Source organism: Peptococcaceae bacterium (assembly GCA_024655825.1).
GTDB lineage: Bacteria > Bacillota > Peptococcia > DRI-13 > PHAD01 > JANLFJ01.
In genome coordinates this window covers 1-18,962 of sequence record JANLFJ010000050.1, presented here as the reverse complement: position 1 = coordinate 18,962, position 18,962 = coordinate 1, and the positions used below count along the sequence as shown (strand labels likewise).

The following is an 18,962-nucleotide window of genomic DNA, read 5'->3' as shown; positions in this document are numbered from 1 at the left end:
GAGGCTAGTCAACCAGAGGCTTACAAGCCTCGGACTTCAGTCCGGGGTGGTTGACCCCATTGCCGCATACTGCAAGCCGCAGCTCGGTTCCAGTTTTTACTGCACAGCGCCGAACACGCTGTTGGCCGTGGCCACCGCGTCGCTGCCCGGCTCGCCGCCGGCGTTGACCCCGGCGTAGACCTTGCCCTTGGTTACCGCCAAAGCGACCGCGGGAAACAACTCCTCCTTCACCGCCACCACCACCCGGGCCTCCTGGTAGGCCGGGTCTTTGGGGTCAGGTAGGGGCGGGACGTACACCACCGGCGCTGCGCTCACCACCACCTTCGACCGGGTTTCCGCGCCCCCCTGGGTGGGAACGTCCACCACCCCCACCACGTCGAGCTTATCCCCCGGCTCAAGGAGCAAGCCGGCGGTCGAGTCGGCGGGCAAAGCCACCGCCCGGTAGCCAGGCCCCAACAGGGCCGTCCTCGCCGTCAGGTTCCCGCCGGCTATTTTCAAGTCGGCCGCGTGCGCTTTCCTGATCACGTCCCCGGGTGCCACGTTGGCGGCCGCCGTGTACCCGGCGTCTATCTCCTCGACGTTCAGGGCGTCCTGGGGAATTGCCGCGCCCGGCCGTTTCTCCTTGACGACGAGCGCTGAAGTGATTTTGTCGCCGGGTTTTATCTCTTTCGCCGCCACCAGGACCTCCTTTTCGTTTAGCGCCGCCGAAACGGAGGCGTAGATCATAAGCCCGGCCAGCACCGCCAGGCCCAGGGCGGCGATGAAGTATAGGTTGTTCTTCTTCTCGGTCTTTACGGCAGGTCTTTTGAAAAACATCCGCACCATCCTTTCAAAGTAATGCCTGTATTAGGGAATTAGCCGCCGCCTGAAGGTCGTCGGGGTCGAACGTCCCCAGGGCAGGTAGGTTGAATTTTTCCGCCAGCGAAAGGTTCCCCCCGATCAGAACCCCGCCGCGGTCGAAAGGCCGGTAAAACCTCCAGGCGTCGATCACGTCGACGTTTACTTCTTTCTCCGACACCACCAGGATTCTGTCGCCGGGAACGTCGACCTCCGGGTCGTCCCCGGCGTTGACGACGATCCTCCCGATGCCCCCCATCTCCCTGGCGAAGGCCACGGCCTCCCTCAGCATCGGGCGGAAATCCTTCCTCCCCGCGCTGTAGAAGTGCGGGTCGAGGATCAGGGCGAAGAAGTTCCTCTCGTCGGACAGGGCCACCGGTTCCCTCCTCCAGTCGTATTTCCAGACCTCATCCAGGGGGATCCCCAGTTTTAACCCGACTTCGGCCCCCTTGAAGTCGGCGTCCACCAGCGCCACCGCTATCTTACGGCGGGCCAGCGACCTGGCCAGGAGTATGGACAGGGATGCGGTGTCCACCCCAGGCGTCCAGGGCGAGCAGAGGGTTATCACCCGGGAATGGAGTTTCACCGTCGGTACAACGCGCGTTGTCGGAGGCTGGACAACGGGAGTTTTCGCGGGGTCGGGTCGGGAGGAGGTTTCGCCGGCTATCTCGATGCGGTTGCGTCCCTTCTCTTTTGCCCGGTAGAGTGCCCGGTCAGCGTCCGCGATTATGTCCCGCGACGGGTCGTAGGCGGCCACCCCCGCGGTGAAGGTGGAGATTAGAGGAACGCCCGCCACGACCCTTTCCTGCGACCAGTTGAGCCGCAGTCTCTCCATTGCCCCCGCGGCCTCCTTCGGCCCGGCCCGGGGAAAGACGATTAGAAACTCGTCCCCTCCCCACCGGGAAACCAGGTCGGTCTGCCGCAGCGATCCGGTCAGGAAAGCGACGAACCCCTTGAGCAGCTCGTCCCCGGTCCCGTGGCCGTGGGTGTCGTTTATCTCCTTGAACCTGTCCAGGTCGGTTAAGGCCACCGAAAACACAGCGCCGGTCTCCGTGTGCCGGCGGGATTGCTCTTTTAAGAATTCCTCGATGAAACTTCGCTTGTAGGCACCGGTTAATTCGTCCCGGTTGGCCTTCTCCCACATCTCCCTCAACCGACTGGCCCTGGCCCGGATTCGGCCGCACAGCGATTCGTCCAGACGATTCGCGCACTCGTCGGCCCCGCTCTGGTAGCACTTCGCCTGGTCGCAGTCGCCCAGCACCACCACCGGCAGGCAGTTGAGCTTGACGCTGCGGCGGAGGTTCTGCAGCACGGCCAAAAGGTCAGGGGTGTCGGCGGGAACGATTATGGCGTCCTTGCCGTTAAGGTCGGCCGCCAGAAGGTTCTCGACGCTGCCGTACTCGTTGAACCACAGGGCGTTTAGCACGGGGGTTTCGGCTGTCCCTGTAAGTGCAGCAGGCTCCGGGGCGTCCCTGCTCTGCGCCCGCTCTTGAATCAGGTTTTTTGTGCGGGCGAACAGCGTGCCCGACAACCTGTTTATAATGCCCTTTTTCCGGGGTTCGGGCGCTTTGATGTCGGCCACCACCTTCTGGCCAATGGCCTTGGCTTCTTCCGTTTTAAGCGACTCCGCCGCCAGCTCGGCAGGCAGATCGCCCAGGGTGCCGGGGTTCTCCAGGCGGTAGACTATCTTCCCCGGCAGCACCGGGTCGTAGACGTAGCAGTACACCCCCAGGGGAACCAGCTTCACTATCATCTCACGGCAGTCTGGCATGTTGACGTCTCCCGGCAAAAAGACGACCCGGACCCCCCTGGCCCGCAGGGGTTTAACCACTTCCTCGACAAGGTCGTCGTCTCCCGGCAGGTGAGCGGAAAGCACCGCAACGTCAGGCTTGTAGCTCTTGGCGACATCAACGACCGCCGCCCGATGATAACAGCGGCGGGAGTTTTTCAGTTCCACCTCAAGCTGCTTCTCTATTTCGGAGAGGCCGGAGGCAAGCAGCACGCGCAAGTTAAACCACCCGCTTTCAAAAATCTTTCTGCAAAAAGGAAAACCCGCCAGAACTAAGGCGGCACTTCAGCAGGAATTCAATTCAATCCCCTCGAAATGATTATTTCGGCAGTGAAATACAGAGGAAACATTAAGCTTCACCTGCCACTTCGAGAGCGAGTTCCGCGTCATCGAAACGAATTACCTCTTGCGTTCGTCTTTTGTAGGGAGAATAGTCAAAAATTATCTCCGGGTCATCTGGCCTCAACGGTCTCCTATCCAAATTCAATTCAGAGTAGCGCACTAGAGGCGATTCTATCGCTTCTTGGCGACCCTCTAAAATTTGCAAAAACGTATCCGCAAAAACCTTAGCTAACTTTGGAGCTACCGCATTGCCTATCATCGCGTAGATCGCTTTCGCACTGTTACCTAAGAACACAAAAGTGTCTGGAAACGACTGTATCCTAGCGACCTCACGAGCCGAAAGCACCCTATTCTCGACGGGATGCCACACTCCGGCGTTTTCTGGCTTGAACGCAGCAGTGACAGTGCCCGCTATTTCGTTTCGAGCGAATCTTCTGTAGAAATTGGGCCAGCGATATTTCCGCATGTCGTCTCTAATTTTTTTTAAACGGTCGGGCAACAGGTCGTATGGTATATCCTTCCACGACCCACCTTCGGGCACTAAGCTCCCCAGGTACAAAGCTTGTGGGTTCAGTTTCAAAAAGTCATTTTGGTTGGGGGTTCCAGGTGGAACGTCGAGACATGCTCCCAGAGTTAGGTCAACTCCCGTCACGGGAGCAGGGAAGCGAAAACTTCGAGGTACGAGAATTCTCTGCACTGCAACGATAAAAATTCTCAGTCTTTTTTGAGGAACTCCGTAACTCGCCGCGTTGACCAACTTAAAGTGCACTTCGTAGCCGCTGTCATTTAAGCTCGTACATATTTCCTCTATGAGTCTCTCTCCACGCTGATTTCTTATGGTTAACAATCCGCGCACGTTTTCGAGCATCACTATCTTCGGACGCAATACGTCAACGTAACGGAGGCACACTTCAAAAAGCCGCCCCCTCGAGTCGAAAACGCCTAACCTCTTTCCGGCGTTCGAAAACGGTTGGCACGGAAAACCTGCCGTGAGTACGTCGAGGTCGTCAATTTTCGGCACGTCAAATTTAAAGACGTCACCCTCGTTGATTTCTCCTATATTGTAACGATAGGTTGCACAAGCCTCTGGGTCGATGTCATTGGCCCAAACGATGTCATAACCAGCTTGAACAAACCCGAGGTCGAGCCCTCCGCAGCCGCTAAACATGCTCAAAACCTTCGGCTTCGCTTTAGCACTACCATTTTCTAAATTCAGATCCACTTCTATTACCCCTTTCCAAAAACGAAATCTATGTGACAAGCATCTCCTGTTGAAATTACAGCATGTTCGAGCCTGCCAAAAGCAACGGGTCGATGCAGGAGTTCAAATCGTCCGACAGCCCTCTCACCTCAAAATGCAGGTGACAGCCGAACGCCTTCCCGGTGTCCCCTATCAGCCCGACACTACCTCCTGGCCTTACGGTTTGCCCCTGCGACACCGCGATTTTGCTTAAGTGAGCGTACAGGTAGATATGCGAACCATCGGTTATCTTCACGCACCAGCCGTAGTCCCCCAGCCAGCCGGCGAACGTCACTATCCCAGCGCTGGCGGACACCACCTGTTCCCCCCTTTCGGCAGGTATGTCTATCCCGTGATGGTAGTCTTGATAAAGCGAAGGGTCTACCTTCCTGAAGTAGTTCGAGATCGCGTACCGGCCAGGAACCGGCCAGACGGCCGGGCTTCTAAGCGACTCGGCCACGCCCCAGATTTTCTCTGCGTACTCCTTCCGGCAGCGCTCCTGCGGCGAAGAATAGCGCCCGCGGGTCTGGAAACCCCCGTAATGGGTCAGCACGGCCAGGGTCTGCTCCTTCCAGTCGGGAGAATTCCAGTTCACGTACTTTAAGCCGAGTTCGTGGAGCATGTACGCCCCCACGTCGATCTGCGCCTTGGGGTCGTTTCGGTTCCCTTTCGGGTCGTACCCCAGCCTGGGGGCGTAAGCGTTCCAGTTTTCCTCCGATACCTGCATGATCCCGTAGCAGTACACCGGGCTGCCGGTGCCGCTGTTGTCGGCGTCGGGAAGGAAACCACTCTCCACCCACGCCACCGCCGCCAGAAACCACACCGGGATTCCGTACCGGTCGGACGCTTCTTTGAAATAAGCCATCAGCTCGGGAGGTATCATAGCGCCCGAAGAAAAGACTTCGGGCTGGTACTTCTCCAGGAGCCACTCCAGGGTCTCCTTGCCCTGGGTGAACCCTTTCCCCGCTTCAAGCAACGCTTTCCTGGCCAGGTCGAAGTCGGAGACGATGCCGTACTCCCTGGCCATCCAGTCGTCCAACCGCTGGTAGGGGTTCGCGAGTATCTGGTCGAACCCGGCGGGTGGCTCGTAGGAGATCGCCGAACCGTCAGGCCGGGTCTCGGTGGTCATCGGTTTGTACTTGTAAATGATGTGCCCGCGGTAGGTGTACGCCTCGGCTAAAAGCCAGATTTTTTCGGTGTGCGGTTCGGCGTCCTCGGCGTTTGACGGCGGGTAGTAGGTGATGGTCGAGGCCCGGTAGTACAGCACCGGATGGAGTTCGTCGGCCACCTTCTCCGCCAGGGAAAGGTCTATCTTTTCTTCGCCCGCGCAGTAGGCTCTATACAGGAGGGCGGAGTGGATCAGCCCCCATTCCAGCCTGTGTTCCCGGTCGCGGCCGTAATAATCGGCGTAACCCCCGTCGAAACGGGCGCTCTTGCCGGGGTAGAAGGGCTTTTTCTCGTTACCGGATATCCGGTAGAGGTCTTTGTAGCTGTAGCGTTCGGCCAGGTCGACGTAGAAGGCTTTCAGTTTCTCGTCGTCCTGGGAAGGCCCTATCCCCGCCAGGACGCCGCTGGACGGCAGACTGGAGTAAACCGCGCCCACCAGCATAAGCAGGATAAAAACGCAGAACGCGATTATCGCCAGGATCGGCAGGTAAGGCGCGACGAGCTTGAAAATCGCCCTCGCCAGCTTTTTTCCGGCGAATTTCCCCGCGGCTTTTAAATTGTTAAGGATTTTCGTTTCCTGATCGTCAAAATACAAGGCGCTGCCTCCTTAACGAAAATTAACTTGACACCCGCGTTAATCTTTGTTAATATATAAATAGCAAATAATAACAGAGGGGGAGAAAGAATGACCGTTGAAGAAGTCCTCAGAAAGTGGGATATCCGTCTTGTCGACCGAAACGGCGAACCCGTCCTGGAGGTGCGGGGCAAGGCCACCCAGAAACAGATTGAGATGCTCAAGAGGATGAAGCCCGAGATTGTTGCCGCACTTAAGCAGCGCGAGAAGGAAATGGCTGAAGCCGAGACCCGCCGCCAGGCTGAGATCGAAGCCGAAAAAGAGGCTATCAAAAGCGGGGAGAAACCCATACAGCTGTTTTATCACGATGGCGAGTACCTGAGCGGCTGGAAAGTCGTTGGCGTTGCTGTCGCTCTGCTTGAGGAGCTGGGCCTGGTCAGGCACGTAAGCGGCTGGGGTTACCGGCTGATCAACCACCCGGCCGCGGACAGCCTAGGCCACGAATTCACCTACCAGCAGGCGGTCGAGGCGGCCTCCCGCATAGCGGAGGAGCGCCGCGCCAGAAAGGAGAAGGCTGACGCCGAGCGGGCAGCCAAGTTTGAGGAGGCCCGCGCTACCGGGCAGCCGGTGCTGCTCCGCCAGTGGAGTACCCCCTGCCGCGATCCTCGCGAGGGGTGCTCCGTGGACATCCATCAGGAGTACGCCATGCCTGATGGTAGCGTCCAGAAAAAATGGTTTCATACCTGGTAGTCTGGAGCGAAGGCCCCATCGCGACCCCCATAGGGTTCCTGGAGGCTGCTGTTTACGCCCGCCGGGAGGGTATCTCCCGCCAGGCGGTGACCAAGAGCTGCCGCGCCGGGAAGTATCCCGGGGCCTTCCAGGACCGCCGCTCGGGGCGGTGGTATATCCCCGTAGAGGTGTGAAGTATAAATAAAGACAGGAGGGAATACCTTGGCCGATCTTCCCCCGATTGAACTTCTTCGGAAATATACCCAGCAGTTTCCCAATGCCTGGAGAAACATCGCCTGGATGCGGGAGGCCCGCGGGAAAGAACTACCCGACTGGCCCGACTGGTGCTACTGCCCGGTTGCCGCGTCGGTGGCGGTCATTACAGGCGGCGCTCCCAGTATAACCCCGGAGATGTTGTCCGCGATGATCGAGTACCAGCCCTCGACGATGGCCGCCCTGGCCGCCTGGCGCATGACCAAGGGCATATACCGGTTCGACACTGACCTGTTTTCGGAGGTCGCCGAGATGCCGCTGGACGGGAGGCTGCCGGCCGACGTGTTCTACAGCCTGCCCGAGTGGTGCGTCTATGTCGAGACCCCGGGTATGAGCGTGTCGCTGGTCGAGAATGGCGACCTGTACGGGTTCTTCGCCTACTTGGAATACGATGTTACGCACCAGCGGCGGGATCTCCAGATAGTATTCCTGCTACAGGATATGCGTACTTTCCATGTCCCCATCTACCTCGGCGACTGGTCGGTGGCCGAGGCTGTCCGCCGGGCGTATATGGAGTCGGTACAGGTGTACCGAGGGATGTTCGGCACGGATGCTCCCTTCTCGTATATCTCCTCCGATGGGTACTCCTCGGCGGTAGCCCAGGACATAGCTCCGTATGTGAGCCTGGTGCTCTACCTCTGCTCGGTCAGCGCCGACTATGCCGGAGAGCCTCCCCAGCATCCCTCCCAGCGGCCGCCAGCGAAAAAGAAGCTGGTCGCCGCCAATGAAACCCGGGTCTGGGAGGTTGGAGTCAGGGTCGGCGCTGCGCTGCGGGCCGCCCGGGTTGCTCCGGGACGGATAGCTCCCCAGTCGAGCGACCAGGAGGAGAAAAGCCGCTCAAGTCCCCGCCCCCACTATAGGCGGGCACACTGGCACCATTTCTGGGTCGGACCCCGCAAAGGAGAGCGCCGGCTCACCCTGAAATGGCTGCACCCGGTGCTGGTCAATGTGCGGAAAGAGACAGAAACACCGGCCACGGTGAGGCCGGTCAAGAAAAGGGGGGGCCACAATGAGGCCAGACGAACTCACAGACCGTCTATTTGAACGCGAAATTAGAGCGCTTCTTACCAGTATTATCTCCTGGTCGAATCGGCTTGACAAAGTGGGGCCATACATTAACGTAAAGCAGAAGGCTTTTGCCAACAACGGCCCTGTATCATGTCCCCTGGCTTCTGAGTTGTGGGGCTGCTGGGAATATGCCAGGGGGACTGGGGCAAAACCAGAAAATATGAAAGACATTATTCAATCGCTATTAGAGCTCCTCTGGGAGCCTGTCGCTGCCCACAGTTACGAGATTCCTGCTTCGTGGTGGGAAACACCGCTTGGGACAATGGTGCAGCTTTGTAAGGCTAGAGAAAAGTTTGATGCGGGCGTTCCTCTCAATGCCGGCGAAACAGGACTAATCGTAGGGCTAAAGGGTTCTCGCATAAGACAGATGTGCATTCAAGGCAAAATCAAGGCATCGAAAGAAAAAAGAAAAAAGAGTAGCCAGGCACAGTGGATCATACCTCAAGAAGAAGTCGAAAAACTAAAGTCAACCACCCCGAACTGAAGTCCGAGGCTTGTAAGCCTCTGGTTGACTAGCCTCAGCCACCGGGCAAGGCTCGATGGGGCTGCATGAAAAAAGCGAACGGAGGGGGCTCCCTCCTTGAGAATCCCCTCCGTTCGCTGCTTATCCCCGCCACTTCGAGGAGAAGCCAGACGCGGCGTCGTAGATCGTTCCCGCCTGCCTCGCTCCCCAGCTGGCCACGCGGCTGCCCATCGGGGAGAGAGTCACCGCCGCGCCCATGCGCACCACCGCTCCAGCCGTAGACTTCGCGCCGGTCATCTCCCTGGCCGCGGTTTTCATGTCGCTGGCCAGACCCCTCAAACCGCCCGACACCTCCAGCGTTCTGAAAAAGCCGTGGTCGTCTTTGGTGCCCTTCACCCTCTGCCAGGTCATGCCGAAGGTCGTCCGCGACATTATGCCGGAACCTATCGCCCTGGCGGTCGCGAACGGTGAACCCACGACCTTGCCGAACGCCGCCCCGATGCCGCCCATCATGGGAATAAGCTGCGGCACAGCGAACGAAGATGCGGCCCCGAAACCCGCGCCGAACTTGGCCCAGGCGTTGCTGCCCTCTATCCCACGCTCGATAACCTCGTCAAATCCCCCGCCGCTGAACCCCGAGCCTTCCGGCCTCGTGCCGGCGAACTGCGCCGATTGCAGGTTGACGGGCTGGCCGGGGTCGTCGATGTCCATTTTTCTCTCCACGGTGTCGGCAAGGTTGTGTTTCGTCCGCCCGAAGTCCATGCTGCCGGGGATCGGCCCCAGCCCGCCGCCTATCCTGGTCGGCGCGTCGCCCGAAACGAGCGTGTTAGGACCCTGGGCGCGGAACGGCAGCTTGCTGGCGGTCCTGCCGAATACGGCTCCCGCCGCCGTCTTGCCCATCACCACCAGCCCCGCGAGGCCGGCCAAACCGGTCGCCCCGGCCGCCGCCCACTTCTCCTCGTCCACCGTCCCGATCCGCTGGATCAGCTTCATAAAGACGTTGTGCATCATCTTGGAAACGGGGATTATCACCATCAGCATAAACAGCACGTCCCAGGTCCTCATGCCCTGGCCCTTCGCGGCGGGCAGGAAGCCCTCCCTGGCCCCCCAGTCGCCGCTCAGAAGGTGCGCTAAAAACCCGGCCACCGCCAGGCTTAACCCCAGGATTATCACCCCGAGAAGGGCCTTGCCGATGCCCTCCTGGGCCTCCGCCCGGGCCTTCTCGTCCCTCGCCAGGATAAGTTTGAGTCCCATGAACACTATCGCCAGCACCGCCGCAGCGCCGCCGAACCTGGCCACCCACAGGCCCAGGTCTTTTAGCCCCCTGGCCAAAAGGGAGGTGTCGGTGAGGTTGGATAGCGGCACAGCGGACGCTATCGAGAACAGCACCGCGAAATTTAAAGCGTGGAACAGCTGCATGAACGTAGTGCTAACCAGTTCCCCCGCCCATATCTCGATCACCTGCTTTTCCTCCGACAGCACCCATATCCAGACCAGAAGGGGGGTCGCCGCCAGGGTGGCCACGATCACCCAGTGGCGGAGGGTATAAAGCACGTTGAAGTAAACCGTGAAACCGACGAAAGCCAACTGCACCAGGACGTTGCCGAACACGTTGCCGACGTCTATCCCCCTGCCGCTGAAGAACCCGTCCCCGAAGGCGGTGAGGTGGCCGTTGAAGATCAGGTCGTCCAGGTCGTAAAGGCCGAAAATCAAATCGAGCAGGTTAAGGACGATCTGAAACGGCACGGCCAGGATTTTTTCAAACACCCCCGGGCCATCGATAACGCCGGTCTGCAAACTGCCAGGGTTATTGATAAGCTGGTTCCCCGCCTGGGCGAGCAGGCTCACGAAGGCGTCGTTGACCGCCACCAGCACCTTTACGAAAGCGGGCGCTAAGGCGATGATCGCCACGGCCACGATGCACCGCTGCACCGTCTCCATGAGGGAGGCCCTCACCCCCGGGTTGAACGGGTGCAGGATGTATTTGTACCCGCACTTGATTATCGACCAGAGGATGAACACCCCCGACAGTGACGCCAGGAGGTTGTACCAGAACATGATTTTGGGCCAGTTCTGGCCGTCGAAGATACTCCTCGCGTTTTCCTCGACCGTCTGGTTATCGGACACCGGTTGGGAGGAGTCGAAAGGAGCAGATTCGAGCGCCGCCTGGTCAGCCGGGTCGATCTCGGCCCCCGGCACGGTCAGAGGACCCGCCGACGACTCCCGGGGTTTTTGGTCCACCCCCTTCTGCCACGCCCTGAACAGGTATACCCCGCCCGGCTCAAGCCCGGTTTCCTCCGCGGGAACCTCGACCTTGCGACTGGGCAAATTCAAGGCGTACTGGTCGAAAACCTTCCACTCGCTCTCCTTCGCCCGTCTGTACTCCACCGTGACGTAGGGGTCGGCGTTCCCGCCGGTGAAGAAGTCCGCCCCCTGCCAGTAGATTATCAGCGGCTTCTTCCCCACCTTCGACCAGTAGACGGAGAAGTAATCCAGGGCGAAAACGGGCGCTGAGTGAAGGAGCGAAACCAGGCACAAAAGCAGTACCGCGAAAAACTTCCTCATCGCGCCTGCACCGCCTCGGGGTCGGAGCGCAGGAAGTGCTCCTCGAAGGGCAGCCCCTGGAAGTAGGCCACCGCGCTTTCGTTCCCGGCCTTTAATAACCCCTGGCCGCGCTGGAACCCCTGGAGCCTCTCCACCAAATCCCGGGTCAGCCCGAAGATTCCGCCCAGGGCCTCGGCGTCCACCCGCTGGAGCTTGAGGAAGAACTTGGTGTCGCACTGGTTCATGAACACTATCCCTTCCTCGGTGGTGAACTCCCTGAACGACTGGCTGGCGGCCATCAGGGAGGCGTTGTACTTGGCCCCCCGCCGGGCGATCTGGCTTAAGAAATTCGCGGTGTCCCGGTGTTTCATGAACAGCCACGCCTCGTCCACCATTACTCTCTTTCGCTGCTCGCGGTTCTTCTTGATGAAGCGCTCCCATATCCAGGAAAGCATGACGTACATGACGTAGGTCTTGGTGAACTTGTTCTCGATGGCCGACACGTCGAAGCAGACTACCGGCGAGTCCTTGAGGGCCTGGTCTCCCTGGCCGTCGAAGAAACCCTGGGGGCCGCCCTTCACGAAGGGCTGAAGGACGTTCGCCAGTCGTTCCGCCCCCATCTCCCTCAACCTCCTGGCGTAGCTGGATATGGTCGGCATCTCCTTGTAGGACTTGCCCGCGACAAACCCCTCATTTGTCTGCCTTCCCCCCGGCAAATACAGGCTCTCGGGGTTCTCGGTGATTCCCCTCGACTCGTACTCCAGTCTCACCGCCTCGCCAGCGACCGCCCTCTCCTCGGCGGTCATCCGCTCGCCCGCCTCGTACCCCTCCAGGACAAAGGCCATCAGGGATACTATGTCGTCGATCTTGGATGCTATGTCCACGTGCTCGCCGATTTCCCGGTCGAAGGACGGTTCTATGTCGAAGGGGTTGAACATCACCTTCATCTGGGGGTGGAACCTCACGTGCTCGCCGCCCAGGTAGTCCACCAGCATCCGGTACTCGCCCTCGGGGTCGAGGATGACGGTCTTTATCCCCGACGCCACCGAACGGGCAGTTATGCCCTTACACGCGTAACTTTTCCCCGAACGGGTCATGCCCACGACGAACATGTGCGGCCCGAAAAGCCTCGGCTGCCCGATGAAAAGGTCCAGGAACACCGGCGAACCGGTCTCGTTGCGCCCGAAGAAGATGCCCGACGGGTGGGAAAAATCCGTGCTGATCAGCGGAGACAGGCAGGCGGCGTTGGCCACCGTGACGTCGTGGTACTCCGGCAAGGGCTGGATGAAGGGCAGTATCGATTTTAGCCCCTCGATCTGCCGCAGGTACATGGTGACGGCGCGGGTGGAGCCGAGGATGTCCTTGACCTTGCCGCAGCGCCGCACCAGCTCCTCGTGGCTGGACGCGGAGACCAGTATCACCACCGTGGCAGCCACCAGGTTGTTGCGGTGCATGTTTATATCCTTCAGGAACTCGCGGTAGAAGTAGTATTTCTCCTGCAGCACGTCCAGCCGCCGGGTATCCCCCTGCTTCTCGGCCGTGATCAGCTCCCCCCCGAGGACGGTCTGAAGGCGGGACACCCGGTTGCTGGCCTCCTCGAAGGTGTACGGGTAGAAGGACACCGAAACGGTGACGCCCGGGTAGGACTCTATCGCCTCCAGCCAGCCGAAGTGGATGAATTCAGGCATGGCGTCGACGACCATTACCCGGCAGTAGGTGTCGTCGATTATCAGGCAGTCCTCCAGCTCGGTTATCCGGTCGGGAAGGAAGATGTCCTTCAGCCTGGGAAAAGAAAGCTCCTCGTAGTAATTGCCCTTCTGCTCCTTCTTAAAAAGTGCCATTCTCGAAAAACCCCCTCGACGAGAAGTGGACCGGCTCGGGTATGCCGTCATGCGCCAGCTTGCTGGGCTTTACGATCTTCTCCGGCTGGACGATGTTCTGGATGGCGTCTATCGCCCCGTCCCCCGTGGTTATGGGCGTCAGCACGATCCCCGCCCGCTCGCGCAGGGCGGACTCAAGCAGCATCACGCGCTCGATCACGGTTTTCTCGGGGTTCCCGTCGTGCCCGTCGGAGCAGACCACCAGGTACGACTGCTGGGCCATCGCCAGGCGCTCGACCCGCATCTGCTCCAGGAAGGAAGCGTAGAGGAAGGCGTAGTTTCTGAGGTTGCCCTCGGGCATCTCCCTCGCCGCCTCCGCTATCCTCTGCGCCGGGGATACGGTGTCGGCGACCACGGTGTTGGTGATGAACTGCACCGGGTAATCGAGCCGCGAGAATATCTCCACCAGGGCGCGTTCGCGGGCGTCCTGCTCGCCCGGGGACATCACCGAGAAGTTGGCCCCCTCCACCCTGGCCAGGGCGTACACCCTCCCCCGGCGGTAGATCAAGCCGTCCTTCACGTCGTCGACTTCGATCACCTCGTCGACGTGCCGGTTGAGGGCGGCTTTCTTGAAGCTCCCTGGTTCGGGAGAGGTGTTTCGCTTGCGGCCGGCGTTTCTGTTCGCCCAGTAGAGGAAGGCTCCCGCCAGAAGCAGCGCCAGCAGCAGGAAAGAAAACTCCAGGATCAAAAGGAAAATGACCATCGACCTCCTTTCACAAAAAGAAAAGTCGGGAACGGCAACCCGCCCCCGACCGCCTCTACTTCCTGAACATCAGGTAGTGCCTAGGCCTCCTGTCGTACAGGATTCTCGCTATCAAATACCTGTCCAGCGGTATGTCGGCGTCCACCTTCCTCGTCCTGGTGAAAGCGAGCAGCGCTGCCAGCCCCAGGGTAGGCAAAACCAGCAGTAGGGAGAACGGGCCGATGTCCAGCAGAAGCGACGTTATCCCCGCCGCCAGGCACCCGAACACCACCCCTCCGAGCAGTATCAGGAACTTCCTCAGAGTCAGGTTGAACGCCAGGGTTTCCTCGCCGCGGATGGACAGCGGAACCGGGTATTCTCGCATCCTACCACCTACTCCTTCAGAATCGTTACGATGAAGGCTACGACCAACAGCGCCAGGGCGACGATGGCCACGCCTATCAAGGCGTGCTTGATGTGGTCTTTGGCCTCGGCGCGAGTCTTTTCGTTGGTGGCCGTGGTCAGGCGTATGCCGGCGTACACCAGCATCGCGATACAGATCGCGCCAGCCAGACCCCCGATGGCACCGGCGATGGCGATGATCTTGTTCGCCAGGACATCCGCCGTCACGCTCTGCTCAAGCCCGGCCCCCACTTTTATCATCCCGGTATTTCCCGCGGTGTTTCCTGTTTCGTTCTCGGCCAGAGCTTTAGCCGCGTCGAACACAAAAAACAAAGCGCCCGTAAGCGCCAGTTTGACCCGGGTTATTAGGTTTTTCAAGCGTTCACACCTCCTTTAAGCGCTCAGCATATTGACGATGAAGGCCACGATCTGCGGCCCCCAGAGCACCAGCACCAGGCCGATCACCGCCCACTTGATGGTCGTCCTGGCGCTCTCGAAGATTATCCCGGCTATGGCCGCTATGATCACCACCCCCAGGGTGATGTGAGGCGCGATCTGGGCAACCATGTTGTAGAAGCTGCCCACCACCCGGTACGCCTTCTTCACGACCTGATCTTCGGTGACCGTCGGCAGCCCGGAACCGGTGTCTATCACCGGCAGGCCCTGGGAGTCCTTCTTGATGAAGTTGCTCTCGTTCTGCGCCAGGACCGGGCCGGCGAAGGCGGAACAAACCAGGAACACGAAAGCGATTAAACAGAACCAGACGACGAGTTTCTTTGGCATCTAAACTACCCTCCTTCCCCGCGGAGAATTGCAAAAACCAGGAAAAACGCCACCTCCTCTCAAAAACATTTAAAGCACAAAACCGTCGATGCCGACGATCAACCACTTGCTGCCGTCAAACTCGAACCGGTAGATCGGCGACTGCTTCTTCCAGAGGTCGATGACGTTCGGGTAGTCGTCCTCCCACTTCTCCTGGACTTCGAGGCTGGGAACGCTGCCCTTGAAGTAGGCCGGGCTGAACCTGGCCGACACCAGCTTGATGTTCTTGCCGTATCTCCTGGCAAAAAACTCGGACGACAACCATTCCCAGAGGGTCGACTTGCCGCCGGGGTTGTAGTCCTCTTTGATTATCCCCTTGAAGTGGTCTATGTTAAGCTCCTTCTGGGCTTTTATCCTCGCTTCGTAGAAGGCGTTGACGACTTTTTCCAGTTCCGCTTGCAGCTCGGGAGTTACGTTGAGCAGGACTTCGGCGGAAGGCTTTTCGTCGCTGAGGACGACCGTTGCGTCCTTGTGGTAAGGTGCGCTCACCACCGCCGCGAGCCTGGGCGAAACGAACGAGGTGAACTTGGCAGTCCGGTCCTTGAAGGCGAGCGCCGTCCCGTTGACGGCGGCCTCTGCTTTCTCGTTCATCCCTTTTAGGGTTAGGGTATATTCCATAGTGAAACCCGATTCCTTAGCGTCAACCCTCCAGTCGGGCTTTCCCGGTTCGCCCGTTTCTTCGAGCACCAGCTTCTGGGCGTGCTTCCTGCCGCCTCTCTCGACCGTGAGGGTGGCCTCCCGGCGGGCCAGGGAACCCCCGCTGATGACACTGGCGCTCGCTTTGCCGATCTTCCCGCGCTGCTCGTCCATCGCGACCATGGCAGCGACGAACATCTCCTGGCTCAACAGCGGCCCGTCGGCGTTGGTGAGGCACCCGTAGGCTTTGGCGTAGTCGTGGTTCTCCAGACAGCGGGCGAATTCTTTGGCCAGCTCGTCGTAGGCGGCGGCTCTGGGCGGGGTGATGTCGTCCGAGAACTGGAAGTAGACGAAGGCCAGCGCCGTCATCAGAACGAGCAGCGCCAGCATGTTCTTCGTTACCTTCTTCCTGGACATTCCCTTTTCGACCGGGATCAACCGCTTGTCCTCCACAGAATTCCTCCTTTGTCTTTTAGTCGGCGGCCAGGGAGATGTCCCTGCCCCAGCAGTTGGGCTTCACGCTGCCCCTTTCCCAGAGGTTGTTGGCCTTTTTGACGTACCACTCCCTGGTGGTTATCCCGCAAACCTCGCATCTCTGGTATCCGTCCCTGCGCCTGAATATCCTCCACTCCCCGCAGTAGGGACACCAGAGAGAGCCTTTTCGCTTTTTCTTTTCTGCGTCCGGTATCGGGTAAGGTGCTACCACCAGCTACCCCTCCTCATCAAGATTTGCCAGCCTTGCAACAAAAAAAGGCTTTCGCAAGCCTGGGTGAGATTGACGCTCGCTGCTTTGTGCGCCCGCTCAAGCACCGGGATTCTGGCCAAAGCTACCTGGGCGCAGCCGTGGTGCCAGCACTGGCCGGAAAGGTCGACGATTTTTTCTTCGTCCGCTCTTACTATGTCCTTGCAGGCTGGGCACAGGCCCAGGACGTTTTTCAGGATTTTACACCCCCCAGGCGTGGAAACACTTTTTAACGGGAAAGACTTGCCGTATCAGGCGGGCGAAACCGATACTATTTGTTTGACCAGCAACCCGCTGTCACCCAACTTTTTGAAGCCGGCCGACTCGTACAAAGCATATTCTTTCAGGGTTTTTTTGCTCTCCAGACACGGGACAAGACCACCCCTGCCCAGAACAAGGTTCAATTCGTCGTGGCTAAACTGGTATGAGTCTGCGAATTTCACTACATTGCCTGGTTCTTTATTGCCCAAACCAAGGGCACTTTCAATTTTTTGAGAAGCGATTTTCTGTAATGTTTCGTACCTTTCGCTTTCTGCCGGGCTAAGGGGGCATATCAGCGGTGCCGGGCAGCACGCGAGAATCTCCGGCAAAACATGAAGGAAAGAAAAAATCAAGTTAGGCAGAGCTATGAGGATTCGGCGTTTCAACGATTTTTTTTCATATTCCTTCTCCATCTTGAGTTCGTGGATGTAGAATACGTCCTGAAAAGGATCGCCGGTTTTACGGTTCAACGGGCCGCCCCTATCGGTTAAGACGGAAATCGCATATCCCAGCTCTGCGCTTTCGGCGTCACAAACCTCAAAGGGATCGCTATCTTCAAGGAGTATGTACTTGCACAAAATCAGGCGGCCGGTTAGCCGACCTAATTTGGCTAATTCACGGTAATCCATTTCCAGGGCTTTATCGTACTGCTCGTCCGAAAAAATGCCATAAAAGGTAATATCGGTCCAAACCAGGCAGTCGTCAACGAGGTCGTTAATGCCATCGCGATCATCGTCTAGGTCGAAGATGGTGTTGTCTTTGCAAGAAAAGTCTGCACAGACAAACTGGAGTTTTGTATTCCTCTTGACCATTGCAAAAACTCCTCTCAATATATTCTTTTACAGAAAAGGCATTGGAAAAGAAAAACCAGGAAACCCTGTTCCCGGCTATCTCGCGACTCTCCAGCCCTGGATAACTAAGGCGAAGGCTTGGCGCAGCGTTCCTTTCGGTTGTACCATGTGTATTGCCGAAGTACAAGAACGGCGCTTTCGTCCCCGGAATTAATTCCGAGGTTTTCCCGCGCCGTACCCATAAAAAACATTCGCAGGAATGGGCTATTTAAAAGTTAAATTGGCCCATGCGATGAATTCTGCTATATTCATGACCCTTATTTCCTTGTTCCTGTTTCTATTAGTGGTATATAATTTATTCTTGGCAGCTGCCTTTAACCAGTCTATTGCGCCCTGCTTAAACCCTCCACCATCGATTATGATTATTATTATTTGTTCGGGCATTGCTTCAATACAATTCAAATATGTGTAGGGAAATTTTTCATCAACACTACCGGAAGTTTGTTGCCACTTACATTCAATTCTTATTTCGATGTTATGTTTTTTTGAGATCATTAAAAATTCAGTCTTGCTACTATGACCGTAGATACTACAGAATTGAGCGTTCTTTAGCAATAGCTCGGTGCCGTATTTATCATCAGCGTCGAGTTGCCCATTTTTTTTGACATATCGAGTGTATTCCAAATAAGGAACCTCTCGAAAGCCTTTGCTGGTTAAAACACTCCGTACTGTTTGCTCAAGCGTACCTCCTGTAATATTGGCTTGACCTCCCTGTGTCATTTTACCTGCCCCCAAACAAGGCCAAAACTTCCGAAGCCTTGCCCCTGTTTTGACCGTCACAAGATATGAACCTTTGCACGTCAAAGGTAATTAATTTTGCCGTGGCATATTCCCTGCGAATAAACTCTGTGTCGTGGTTAGACATTAAAACCGGGATTCCCTTTTCTGATAGTTGTTGCGCTAACCTGGCTAAGTCCCGCTGGTCATCGATTGCAAAGCCGCCAGCGCTATATTCAGTAAAATTAGCAGTAGCGTTAAGGGGAACATAAGGCGGGTCACAGTAAATTACATCACCAAGCACGGCTTGGGCCATAGCATCTCGAAAATCACAGCATAGAAATTCTGCTCGCTGCGATTTTTTCCAGAAATTCATCATTTCGTTTGCAGGGAAATAAGGTTTTATGTATCTCCCAAAAGGCGAATTAAATTCTCCTGAAGCATTATAACGGCACAGACCATTGTATCCATGTTTGTTTAGGTATAAAAATAACGCGGCCTTTTCCCGTTTATCTGATGTTCTGTTGAATGAGCCTCGCAGCTCGTAATATCTGTTTTCATTATTGTTTTCTGCGGTAAAGAACGCGGAACAATATTCGATGAATTGAGGGCCTTCTTGTTGTAATGTTAAATACAAATTAATCAAGTCTTTGTTTATGTCGCACAGTAGATAATTATCGTAATCGGTGTTGAGAAATACAGCACCGGAGCCTACAAAAGGCTCAATAAGCCTTTTACCAGGAGCTAATTCTTTGCAAATACGGTCAATTATACGGTACTTTCCGCCTGCCCATTTTAAAAACGGCTTCATAAAAACTACGCGGCGGAAACCCCGGAATTTATTCCGGGGGGGAAGCCGCTCACCCTCCTTTCGCACAGGAATATGTTTGCTCTTTCGAGCAACTTCAGCCTCCTGCAATAGGCCGATGCGCTTACCTTGGTG

The 18,962-nt window shown here is 57.4% G+C and carries 21 protein-coding genes; 4 read left to right on the top strand and 17 right to left on the bottom strand.

The window, feature by feature from the left end; genetic code table 11:
* Positions 1-96: 96 nt before the first annotated feature.
* From NUV48_14140 to NUV48_14125, 4 genes are all read right to left on the bottom strand, one after another.
* Entirely contained in the window at positions 97-816 is a 720-nt protein-coding gene (locus NUV48_14140; protein ID MCR4443270.1) for an RcpC/CpaB family pilus assembly protein, read from the bottom strand.
* 13 nt (positions 817-829) lie between these two features.
* Positions 830-2,839 carry a GGDEF domain-containing protein gene (locus NUV48_14135; protein ID MCR4443269.1) on the bottom strand — a complete coding sequence of 670 codons (2,010 nt, stop codon included), beginning with the start codon at positions 2,837-2,839 and terminating at the stop codon, positions 830-832.
* A gap of 136 nt (positions 2,840-2,975) precedes the next feature.
* A complete protein-coding gene (locus NUV48_14130; GenBank protein ID MCR4443268.1) occupies positions 2,976-4,190 on the bottom strand; it encodes a DNA cytosine methyltransferase in 1,215 nt (404 codons plus the stop codon).
* Positions 4,191-4,245: 55 nt separating this feature from the next.
* A complete protein-coding gene (locus tag NUV48_14125) occupies positions 4,246-5,970 on the bottom strand; it encodes a peptidoglycan DD-metalloendopeptidase family protein (GenBank protein MCR4443267.1) in 1,725 nt (574 codons plus the stop codon).
* 90 nt (positions 5,971-6,060) lie between these two features.
* Here NUV48_14125 and NUV48_14120 point away from each other — a divergent pair, with 90 nt between their 5' ends.
* Positions 6,061-6,699, top strand: a complete 639-nt coding sequence (locus NUV48_14120) for a hypothetical protein (GenBank protein ID MCR4443266.1) — start codon at positions 6,061-6,063, stop codon at positions 6,697-6,699.
* Here the strand turns inward: NUV48_14120 and NUV48_14115 are convergent.
* Together NUV48_14115 and NUV48_14110 are read right to left on the bottom strand one after the other, a co-directional pair.
* Positions 6,687-6,956, bottom strand: a complete 270-nt coding sequence (locus tag NUV48_14115) for a hypothetical protein (protein ID MCR4443265.1) — start codon at positions 6,954-6,956, stop codon at positions 6,687-6,689. The genes NUV48_14120 and NUV48_14115 overlap by 13 nt on opposite strands.
* Before the next feature lie 69 nt (positions 6,957-7,025).
* Entirely contained in the window at positions 7,026-7,178 is a 153-nt protein-coding gene (locus NUV48_14110; GenBank protein ID MCR4443264.1) for a hypothetical protein, read from the bottom strand.
* 214 nt (positions 7,179-7,392) lie between these two features.
* Between NUV48_14110 and NUV48_14105 the strand changes: the two genes are divergently transcribed.
* Entirely contained in the window at positions 7,393-7,995 is a 603-nt protein-coding gene (locus tag NUV48_14105; protein MCR4443263.1) for a hypothetical protein, read from the top strand.
* Positions 7,961-8,503: a hypothetical protein gene (locus NUV48_14100; GenBank protein MCR4443262.1), complete on the top strand. Its 543-nt coding sequence runs from the start codon at positions 7,961-7,963 to the stop codon at positions 8,501-8,503. Before NUV48_14105 ends, NUV48_14100 begins: the two co-directional genes overlap by 35 nt.
* A gap of 120 nt (positions 8,504-8,623) precedes the next feature.
* On the opposite strand, the gene NUV48_14095 is transcribed toward NUV48_14100, so the two are convergent.
* From NUV48_14095 to NUV48_14060, 8 genes are all read right to left on the bottom strand, one after another.
* Complete coding sequence (locus tag NUV48_14095) at positions 8,624-10,870, bottom strand: pilin (GenBank protein MCR4443261.1); 2,247 nt, start codon at positions 10,868-10,870, stop codon at positions 8,624-8,626.
* A gap of 173 nt (positions 10,871-11,043) precedes the next feature.
* Complete coding sequence (locus NUV48_14090) at positions 11,044-12,867, bottom strand: ATP-binding protein (protein ID MCR4443260.1); 1,824 nt, start codon at positions 12,865-12,867, stop codon at positions 11,044-11,046.
* Positions 12,854-13,609 (bottom strand): hypothetical protein, encoded by a 756-nt coding sequence (locus tag NUV48_14085; protein MCR4443259.1) that lies wholly within the window; start codon positions 13,607-13,609, stop codon positions 12,854-12,856. The genes NUV48_14090 and NUV48_14085 overlap by 14 nt, the downstream gene beginning before the upstream one ends.
* 55 nt (positions 13,610-13,664) lie before the next feature.
* The gene (locus tag NUV48_14080) at positions 13,665-13,973 is read right to left on the bottom strand and encodes a PrgI family protein (GenBank protein ID MCR4443258.1); all 309 of its coding nucleotides are present in this window, start codon (positions 13,971-13,973) and stop codon (positions 13,665-13,667) included.
* Between the two features lie 8 nt (positions 13,974-13,981).
* The gene (locus NUV48_14075; GenBank protein MCR4443257.1) at positions 13,982-14,368 is read right to left on the bottom strand and encodes a pilin; all 387 of its coding nucleotides are present in this window, start codon (positions 14,366-14,368) and stop codon (positions 13,982-13,984) included.
* A gap of 15 nt (positions 14,369-14,383) precedes the next feature.
* Entirely contained in the window at positions 14,384-14,773 is a 390-nt protein-coding gene (locus tag NUV48_14070) for a hypothetical protein (protein MCR4443256.1), read from the bottom strand.
* Positions 14,774-14,842: 69 nt separating this feature from the next.
* A complete protein-coding gene (locus NUV48_14065) occupies positions 14,843-15,901 on the bottom strand; it encodes a hypothetical protein (protein ID MCR4443255.1) in 1,059 nt (352 codons plus the stop codon).
* Between the two features lie 19 nt (positions 15,902-15,920).
* Positions 15,921-16,154: a hypothetical protein gene (locus tag NUV48_14060; protein ID MCR4443254.1), complete on the bottom strand. Its 234-nt coding sequence runs from the start codon at positions 16,152-16,154 to the stop codon at positions 15,921-15,923.
* A 32-nt stretch (positions 16,155-16,186) separates the two neighbouring features.
* On the opposite strand from NUV48_14060, the gene NUV48_14055 reads away from it, so the two are divergent.
* On the top strand, positions 16,187-16,423 hold the full coding sequence (locus NUV48_14055; GenBank protein MCR4443253.1) for a hypothetical protein: 237 nt from the start codon (positions 16,187-16,189) through the stop codon (positions 16,421-16,423).
* Between the two features lie 18 nt (positions 16,424-16,441).
* Here the strand turns inward: NUV48_14055 and NUV48_14050 are convergent, their stop codons facing one another.
* From NUV48_14050 to NUV48_14040, 3 genes are all read right to left on the bottom strand, one after another.
* Positions 16,442-17,263 (bottom strand): hypothetical protein, encoded by an 822-nt coding sequence (locus tag NUV48_14050; GenBank protein ID MCR4443252.1) that lies wholly within the window; start codon positions 17,261-17,263, stop codon positions 16,442-16,444.
* A gap of 243 nt (positions 17,264-17,506) precedes the next feature.
* Entirely contained in the window at positions 17,507-18,022 is a 516-nt protein-coding gene (locus NUV48_14045; GenBank protein ID MCR4443251.1) for a hypothetical protein, read from the bottom strand.
* A 1-nt stretch (position 18,023) separates the two neighbouring features.
* Positions 18,024-18,830 carry a Dam family site-specific DNA-(adenine-N6)-methyltransferase gene (locus tag NUV48_14040; GenBank protein MCR4443250.1) on the bottom strand — a complete coding sequence of 269 codons (807 nt, stop codon included), beginning with the start codon at positions 18,828-18,830 and terminating at the stop codon, positions 18,024-18,026.
* Positions 18,831-18,962: the final 132 nt, after the last annotated feature.

Bases quoted from the DNA above. Each gene is read 5' to 3' on its own strand.
- NUV48_14140 (MCR4443270.1), bottom strand. From the start codon at position 816: ATGTTTTTCAAAAGACCTGCCGTAAAGACCGAGAAGAAGAACAACCTA.
- NUV48_14120 (MCR4443266.1), top strand. From the start codon at position 6,061: ATGACCGTTGAAGAAGTCCTCAGAAAGTGGGATATCCGTCTTGTCGAC.
- NUV48_14105 (MCR4443263.1), top strand. From the start codon at position 7,393: ATGCGTACTTTCCATGTCCCCATCTACCTCGGCGACTGGTCGGTGGCC.
- NUV48_14100 (MCR4443262.1), top strand. From the start codon at position 7,961: ATGAGGCCAGACGAACTCACAGACCGTCTATTTGAACGCGAAATTAGA.
- NUV48_14090 (MCR4443260.1), bottom strand. From the start codon at position 12,867: ATGGCACTTTTTAAGAAGGAGCAGAAGGGCAATTACTACGAGGAGCTT.
- NUV48_14085 (MCR4443259.1), bottom strand. From the start codon at position 13,609: ATGGTCATTTTCCTTTTGATCCTGGAGTTTTCTTTCCTGCTGCTGGCG.
- NUV48_14080 (MCR4443258.1), bottom strand. From the start codon at position 13,973: ATGCGAGAATACCCGGTTCCGCTGTCCATCCGCGGCGAGGAAACCCTG.
- NUV48_14070 (MCR4443256.1), bottom strand. From the start codon at position 14,773: ATGCCAAAGAAACTCGTCGTCTGGTTCTGTTTAATCGCTTTCGTGTTC.
- NUV48_14050 (MCR4443252.1), bottom strand. From the start codon at position 17,263: ATGGTCAAGAGGAATACAAAACTCCAGTTTGTCTGTGCAGACTTTTCT.
- NUV48_14045 (MCR4443251.1), bottom strand. From the start codon at position 18,022: ATGACACAGGGAGGTCAAGCCAATATTACAGGAGGTACGCTTGAGCAA.
- NUV48_14040 (MCR4443250.1), bottom strand. From the start codon at position 18,830: ATGAAGCCGTTTTTAAAATGGGCAGGCGGAAAGTACCGTATAATTGAC.